The sequence below is a fragment of the Polaromonas sp. P3_C2 genome, from assembly GCF_056402675.1.
Genome location: NZ_JBFUGX010000673.1, coordinates 1 through 2,165, shown reverse-complemented (window position 1 = coordinate 2,165; position 2,165 = coordinate 1). Strand labels below are relative to the sequence as shown.

Here is a 2,165-nt window from a genome sequence, read left to right as displayed (position 1 = left end):
TTCACAACCTCAACTACTGGCAGTTTGGCGACTACCTCGGCATAGGCGCCGGCGCCCACAGCAAGCTCAGCTTTGCGCACCGCGTCGTCCGGCAGGTACGCTTTCGCGAGCCCAAGCTCTATATGGAAAAGGCCCTGACCGGCGAAGCCGTCACGCAAGAAACAGAAGTCAGCCGCGCCGACCTGCCTTTCGAATTCATGCTCAACGCCTTGCGCCTGCGCGACGGCTTCAAGCTGCAAGACTTCACCGAAAAAACCGGCCTGCCCGTCACCGCCATTCAGCGCGGCCTTGAAGAAGCCGAACGCAAGGGCCTGATCGAACGAGACTTCGTACGCGTCAAGCCCACCGAGCGCGGCTTTGATTTTTTGAACGACCTGCAGACATTGTTTCTGGCCGACTAGCGCCCACGTCAACGCCCAACGCCAACGTCAACGTCAACGCAACATCCCGTCTACAAAATCTATGGAAACACCAGCCGTTATTTTTCTGGTTATCAGTTGCGCCGTCAGCTTCGCGCTGGGCCGGCTGTTTGTGCACTTCCGCGACAAAAAGCGCAAAGAAAAATCACAGGCCCGCGAAGCCGAAGCATTGCGCAACCGCCCCCCAGAACCCGAGTCCCTCAACAAGGCCAAGCGCAAGCGCCAGCTTCAGCAGCTGGAAAAAGAAGAAGCCAAAAGCCGCAAGCGCTGACTGGCCTCCACAGCGGTTTGTTTAACCGCAGCTCACGTGCGTCACGCGCCCGGCATCATCCACAGTCAGGCTTAGCCGATCAGCATTGAACTCCATCGTCACAACCTGCCCGGGCTTCAGCACCCGGACGGTTTTGGTGCCGGCGCGTGTGCGGGCTTCTTCTTGAAGCGCTGCGCTCACATTGCGGCCCACGGCGAATTGGGCTGGTGCGGCGTTGCAAGCACCGCTTGGCGGCGCAGATGCTGGCGTTGATGCCGCGGGGCCTCCGCACGCGGAGAGGGCTATCGGCAGCGCTAGTGCAAGAGCGTTGAGAAAATGCGTGCGCATGGCAAGGTCCTTTCGTCGAAGTGTTTGGAGCTTACCTCGCGATACTCTGCTACATGTGGAGGTGAAGCGAAAGTCCGCACCAGAAAACRCAGTTAGGTGCGGGATCAATTGACATTGACCGGTCGCTGTTTGACAAGCCTCGACCCCTTTTTGTATTAATGTTAGACATCTCATACTTTCTGACGCTGTACATGTAGTGCGATGACAACGTACCTGTTAGTTCTGACAGGGGTGCGCGAAGAAATGCATCGTAGGATTGCACGCCTAAGAAAAAATGAGCTCATCAAATCGAGCCAACGCTGGTGAGCGTAAAAAATAAGAGAAATGCAAGGGGGTGAGATGAGGGAGAGCTACAAAAATAGTGGCCGCGTAAAGCCATGTCAAAGCGCAGAAGGATACGCTCAGATCTTTTCTGACCGTCTGCTTGCCGACGGGCCTTGCATTTTCGTGCGCGAACGGTTGGCTCAGGCCGAATGCGCTAGCGCAAGTGACGCCCGCGACAACAGCCTTGTTCCCAACCCGCCACCTCCTGGCTATCGTGCATGGCTTGGCATCGCTATTGCTGCAATCACATTTCATGCGGCAGTCAGCGCGGCCCCTCAGGCCAACGATAGCCCAGTCAACGAGCCGAAAGCGATTATTGAGGCCTTAATTGGACGTGATTTCAAGGGCATGTTTCGCTACACCAGCGGCAGCGATCTCATTGAATACAGGCCTCTCTTCGAGTCCTATCCGCCCTACGGCATTGAACAGTTAAAAGTGCCAGCCGGTAAGACCACCACGCGGGAGGTGACGCCGACCTTCGGCAAGTGCACGCAGGAAATGCTGGTCAAAGACATCAAAGTCACCAAAGTGCAATATGCACAAGACCCGACCCCTCCCGTTAATCAACCCAAGGCCTTGCCTTATGAGGTGTATGTAACTGTTGAGGCTGAAGTGCTGGCTTTGCGGCTTTTCAATTCTGACAAAGTTCCAGCCGACAGGCGTTGTTCATGGTTAGGTCTCGAGGTCAAGAATACGCAAACAGGAAAACGCGAAGCGTATCTGGACAACGCAGATGACGGTGATGCATTGCTGAAGATGATGAAACAGTTTGGCACCGTACAGGGCGAATATGTGGTGATCGATCCACATCGCCGGCAGTGGAG

Annotated in this window: 3 protein-coding genes and 1 pseudogene; 3 read left to right on the top strand and 1 reads right to left on the bottom strand. The window is 55.7% G+C overall.

Annotation, left to right across the window (positions count from 1 at the left end; genetic code table 11):
- Together AC1DWI_RS20580 and AC1DWI_RS20575 are read left to right on the top strand one after the other, a co-directional pair.
- Positions 1 to 401, top strand: a pseudogene (locus AC1DWI_RS20580) (radical SAM family heme chaperone HemW); the annotation flags it as partial.
- A 61-nt stretch (positions 402 to 462) separates the two neighbouring features.
- Positions 463 to 690 (top strand): hypothetical protein, encoded by a 228-nt coding sequence (locus AC1DWI_RS20575; protein WP_477668267.1) that lies wholly within the window; start codon positions 463 to 465, stop codon positions 688 to 690.
- 21 nt (positions 691 to 711) lie between these two features.
- On the opposite strand, the gene AC1DWI_RS20570 is transcribed toward AC1DWI_RS20575, so the two are convergent.
- Positions 712 to 1,017 carry an I78 family peptidase inhibitor gene (locus AC1DWI_RS20570; RefSeq protein WP_477668266.1) on the bottom strand — a complete coding sequence of 102 codons (306 nt, stop codon included), beginning with the start codon at positions 1,015 to 1,017 and terminating at the stop codon, positions 712 to 714.
- Positions 1,018 to 1,356: 339 nt separating this feature from the next.
- On the opposite strand from AC1DWI_RS20570, the gene AC1DWI_RS20565 reads away from it, so the two are divergent.
- Positions 1,357 to 2,165, top strand: an 809-nt coding sequence (locus AC1DWI_RS20565; RefSeq protein WP_477725618.1) for a hypothetical protein, incomplete at its 3' end; no start/stop codon positions are given.

Excerpts from the sequence above, each read along its gene's own strand:
- AC1DWI_RS20575 (WP_477668267.1), top strand. The coding sequence starts at position 463 with ATGGAAACACCAGCCGTTATTTTTCTGGTTATCAGTTGCGCCGTCAGC.
- AC1DWI_RS20570 (WP_477668266.1), bottom strand. The coding sequence starts at position 1,017 with ATGCGCACGCATTTTCTCAACGCTCTTGCACTAGCGCTGCCGATAGCC.